General features: G+C 71.2%; 5 protein-coding genes. 2 read left to right on the forward strand and 3 right to left on the reverse strand.

The window, feature by feature from the left end:
* Positions 1-119: 119 nt before the first annotated feature.
* A complete protein-coding gene (locus tag ACFXA3_RS35300) occupies positions 120-326 on the reverse strand; it encodes a hypothetical protein (protein ID WP_385193919.1) in 207 nt (68 codons plus the stop codon).
* Positions 327-359: 33 nt separating this feature from the next.
* Complete coding sequence (locus ACFXA3_RS35305) at positions 360-929, reverse strand: glycine-rich domain-containing protein (RefSeq protein ID WP_385193921.1); 570 nt, start codon at positions 927-929, stop codon at positions 360-362.
* A gap of 503 nt (positions 930-1,432) precedes the next feature.
* Between ACFXA3_RS35305 and ACFXA3_RS35310 the strand changes: the two genes are divergently transcribed.
* A complete protein-coding gene (locus ACFXA3_RS35310; RefSeq protein WP_385193924.1) occupies positions 1,433-2,653 on the forward strand; it encodes a helix-turn-helix domain-containing protein in 1,221 nt (406 codons plus the stop codon).
* A 105-nt stretch (positions 2,654-2,758) separates the two neighbouring features.
* Here the strand turns inward: ACFXA3_RS35310 and sph are convergent, their stop codons facing one another.
* Positions 2,759-3,748, reverse strand: a complete 990-nt coding sequence (sph, locus tag ACFXA3_RS35315) for a sphingomyelin phosphodiesterase (protein ID WP_385193927.1) — start codon at positions 3,746-3,748, stop codon at positions 2,759-2,761.
* Between the two features lie 204 nt (positions 3,749-3,952).
* Between sph and ACFXA3_RS35320 the strand changes: the two genes are divergently transcribed.
* The coding region (locus tag ACFXA3_RS35320; RefSeq protein ID WP_385193929.1) for an oxygenase MpaB family protein at positions 3,953-4,887 on the forward strand (935 nt) is incomplete at its 3' end.

Consider the following 4,887-nt stretch of genomic DNA (forward strand, 5'->3'; position numbering starts at 1 on the left):
TTTCTAGCACTTTAGCCCACCCCCGCCGCCGCGCGCCGCAACATCACCCACACCCCCGGCCGGCGCCCCCCCCCCCCCCCGCGCCCCGGGGGCCGGGGGAAATGCCGTACGCCCCGGCGCTAACGCGCGATGACGAAGCCCCGCACGGGCCGCGCCAGACGTGCCACCGCCACCCGGGACCGGACGTACTCCGTGGCGTCACGGCCCTCGCCGTCGAACACGAGCCACCCACCCTCGGGGTCACCCGGGCCCGGCGGCGTCACGGACCCCGGGATCCCATGGCGCCGCATCGCGCCGTGCAGCTCGAACGCCTCGTCCGCAGTCATGTCCTGGCCCTTCCGTCGGTGTGGGGGACGAACCTACTCCCCGTCGCCGCCACCGTGCGTCGCACAATTGCCCGGGTTGATCGGCCCGCAGCCGCCGGGAACCGGCGTGTGCGAGCAGGAAGCGACCACGGCGACCGGCGAGTGCTCCGGGCCAGCCCACAGCTCGGCGTCCGGCGTGTATCCGGCCTGCTCGATCAACGCGACCGTACGGGTCAGGACGTCCGGGTCGTGCCGGGAGGCGTCGGGACGCTCCGGGTAGTGGTGCACGGTCCGGCCCAGGCCACTGCACAGCGACGCGTACAGGTGCGTGTGGAGGATGAGCGCGTGCCAGCCTTCGTCGACCTCGCGGGTGGGAGCGATGCGGACCGTGGGGAACAGCGCGGCCGCACTCACGAACTTCAAGCCCTCGATGAGGATCCGGCCGGCCATCTCCGGCTCCATGCCGGGGTTGTTGTCCAGGATCGTCGCCCGCACGTCGTTGAACTGCGCGTCGGACAGCAGCCTCCGGGGGGATCCGGCCCGCGCCCGTGCATCCGGGCCGGAGCCGCACGGCGGCGGAGGCGGGGTGGGTCCGGTGCTGCACGCGGGTGATGGCGTCGTCACGGGATGCTCCTCGGTGTGAGATTCCGATGGTGTGCGGGACCCCTGGGCGCCGACAGCCGCGGTGAGGGTCCGAACGATGCGTGCGAGGCCGCGCGCGTAGTTCCACATCGCGCGCTCCCGACCACGCAGCGGGCCGGTCTCGACGAAGTAGGTCCACTCGATCAGGGCGGCCCCCGTGCGATGGCTTCGCAGGGCGTCCGGGATCCGGCTCACCTCATCGTGGAGCTTCTGCCCTGCGGCGATCAGACCGTCGACGAGGCGGGCCAGGCCCTCGGCGTCGGGCCGCTGGTCGTAGGAGCCCAGGCCCGCGCGGTGAGCTCGTCGATCGTGCCTGCGGTGTCGGCCATGGCCAAGGCTCCCTGTCGTCGGCAGAGGGTGAACAGAGCAGGTGCCCGGTGACTGCGCCCAGGTGATGGCGTACGCCCCTGCCGTGAAACACGATGTCGGCCACCGGTCGGCCCAATCCACTTCCGGGCCCTATAGGGCCGTCCTATATTTCAAGGATGGAACCGGAGTTGGACGTGTGGGTGCACCCGGATCTGCGGGCAGCCGCGGCAGCAGAGGACTGGCCGACGCTGCTGAAGACGTGGCGGAAGACGACGCGCAGCAGCCAGAGCAAGCTCGGCGCGCTCGTCGGGCTGGCACAGCCGGACATCTCCGCGATCGAGAACAGGCGGCGCGCGGTGACATCCGTCGAGGTCCGTCAGCGCATCATCGACGGCCTCGGCATCCCGGCGGAACTCCTCGGCTGCGCAGGTGCTGAAATGCCGCTCCCGTCGCTGGCTCTGCCGGGCCTGGTGGACGACTCGGAAACCGAGCGCATGCGTCGGGTCACTGTGTCCGGGATGCGGCTGGACGCGCCATCGCTCGCTGCGATGGAACGCCTGCTGGCTGAGCACCGCCGGGCCGAGGACACTCTCGGGTCGCGCATCATGAACACCGTGGTGACCAAGCAGTTCGAAGCCGTGGCCGGCCTCTATGAGCAAGCGCGCGGCCCACTCGCCGACAGGCTCGTCCGGGTCATGGCGGAGTACGCGCAGTTCCTCGCGTGGATGGCGCAGGATCAGGACAACACGGCGTTGGCACTCGCCTGGTTCGATCGCTCCTATGACTGGGCACTTGAATCCGGGTACGCCGACATGGCCGCCACCACCATGAGCATGAAGGCCCACCTCGCCTGGTCCCAGGGCCGGGCCCGGCGCACCATCCGTCTCGGGGAGGCCGCAGCCTCGACGGAGGGGGCGAGCGACGCGACCCGGGCCATGGCCGTACAGATGGCCGGGCGTGGCCATGCTCTCGACGGAGACGGAGACTCGGCGTACCGCCGTCTCGACGAGGCGCAGCTGATCATCGCGAACGCGATCGATGTTCCGCCGTGGCTGTACTTCTACGACGAGCCCTGGTTCGCCGCACAGCGCGGCATGGCCGACCTGCACCTGAAGGACTGGCCCAGCGCGATACGGAACCTGACGGAAGGCCTGGCCGGGTTCGCCGTGGGTTTCCGCCGCGACCGTGCCTGGTACGGGGCGTGCCTGGCCCACGCATACGCCGGTGCGGGAGAGGCCGAGGCGGCCCTGACGGCGGCGACCGCCGTCCTCACCGATGCCGCCGAGGTCGGTCGGCCCCACGCATGGGGCGAGCTGCACAAGGTGGGCGGCTCGTTGCTCCGGCAAGGTGCCCGGCAGGGCCGGGTCCTGGTGGACATGCTCGCGGAGCTTGACTGACTCCGGACGGTGGAAGCGTGCACGTGGCCGGCGTTGTCCCGGCGGCCGGCGACGCTCACCCGGGTCGAGCGGACCGGGCCGCCCGGAGCGGCCCGGCGCCGCGGACTAGCGGCCGATCAGGGGGTAGTGGTCGGAGAGGTTGGTGTACGTGTACGAGGTGCCCCAGCTGGAGACCGTCCAGGGGGCCGACTGTTCCTTGACGACCGTGTTCTCCCAGCCTGCCGGGCGGGCGTTGCCCTTGCGGTAGAGGACGTAGTCCAGGTCCTCGCGCGGGTCGGTCGGGTAGCGGTAGTTCGCGATGGAGTTCAGCGCGGTGTCGAACGAGTACGGGTGACCCGTGCGCGAGTCGGAGTTCGCCAGGTCGGCGTCGGCGAGCATGGACGCGAACTCGGGGGAGCGCGAGTCGACGTTCATGTCGCCTGCGACGATGACCTGTTCGTCCGCCGGGATGTTCTTGCCGTCCAGGAAGGCGTCGATCGTCTTGAACTGGCGGGAGCGCATCTGCGCCGCCTCGCCCGTGCCGCAGCCCGGGTCCGTGGACTGGGCGTGCGTGCCGACCACGTGGACCTTGGTGCCGTTCACGTTGAGCACGACGTAGGCGAAGCCCTTGTTGGACCACCAGTCGGCGCCGCAGGCGTCCTTGTAGACGACCTGCTCCTTGCGGAGGACCGGCCACTTGCTGAGGATCGTGACGCCGCCGTCCTCCGGGGTGGTGGCGGAGTAGGAGCCGCCCGTGGCGTCCCAGCCGCTCTTGCTGCGGCCGACGACCGGGGTCTGGTACGGGTACTGCGCAGAGGCGTTGGACTTCAGCGCGTCCGAGGCGCCGTTGTCGAAGGCCTCCTGGAGCACGACCACGTCGTGGCCCTGGAAGAAGGACGCCTTGGGTATCTCCGAAGCCCGGTGGTCCTGACCCCAGTTGGGGTAGAGGTTCTTGCTCATCAGGAACGTGTTGTACGTGAGGACGCTGAGCCGCGGGGCCGCGGTGCTCTCCGCAGCCGATGCGGCCGGTGCGCCGGCGGTCAGCGCGCCGACGGCGATCGCGGCAACGGCCGCGGCGGCGGCGCGGCGGCCGGGGGTGAGCTGGGTGGGCAGCATGAGGTCTCCATCATTCCGCGGGGGGAGATCGACTCCGTCATCCAAGCAGCCGCGGTTACCTCTGGGTAACACCCGTGACAAGACTTTCTGTCCGGGAGCAGGACGTCTGGCGCTCGCCCCCGGAACCTCACCCGCCACCCGAACCTCACCCGCCACCGGAACCGCGCCCGGCACCCGAACCTTCAGCACTCGCATACTGGAACCATGAGAGAAACAGGGCATCCCGCACCCGGACCGACGGCCGCACGCCGCCCCGATCCCGAGCCGCCGGCACCCGGCGGGGTGCTCTGGACCATCTCCGGCGACATCCGGGCCCTGCTGATGCTGCCCGCCGCCTTCACGATGCAGGTCGCCCACCCCGCGATCGGCGCCGGCGTCGACGAGCACTCCGTCTTCCGCACCGACCCCTGGGGGCGCGGCGAACGCTCGCTGCGCTCCGTCCAGCTGTGGGTGTACGGCGGGGAGGAAGCCGCCGAGGAGGGCCGCCGGGTGCGCCGCCTGCACAAGGAGATCCAGGGCATCGACACCCGGGGCCGGCGCTACCACTCCCTCGACCCCGCCTGCTACTCCTGGGTGCACGCCACCGGCTTCCCGATCTACCTGTACGCCGGGCGGTACCTGCTGCGCCGGTTCACCCCCGCCCAGGAACGGCAGCTGTACCGGGAGTGGCTCCAGGTGGGCAGGATCCTCGGCCTCCACGACCGTGACATGCCGCAGACCATCGAGGAGTACCGGGTCTACTACCACCGGATGCTGGCCGAGGAGATCGAGCCGACCAAGGTCGCCCGCGAGCTGGTCGCCACCGACGTGCCGCTGCCGAGGCCCGAGGGCGGCTCCCTGCCGGTACGGCTGCTGCTGCGGCTCGCCTGGCCGGTGTTGCGGGCCGCGTTCCTGCACTTCCGGGCATTCGTCACCGTCGGGTACATGCCGCCCGACGCCCGCGCCGCCATCGGGCTGGAGTGGAGCCCGGCCCAGGAGCGCAGGCTCCGGTGGTTCAGCACGGCGGTGCGGGTCCTCGTACCGCTGCTGCCGGAGCGGGTGCGGTACCTGCCCATCGCGCGGGCGGCCCGGGCCCGGGGGGGGGCCCCCCCCGGCGGGGGCGGTAATACAAAAAACCGCCCCCCGCACCCCCAGCGCGA

Origin of the sequence: Streptomyces sp. NPDC059456, assembly GCF_042750055.1 — a bacterium.
In the GTDB taxonomy this organism is placed as follows: Bacteria; Actinomycetota; Actinomycetes; order Streptomycetales; family Streptomycetaceae; genus Streptomyces.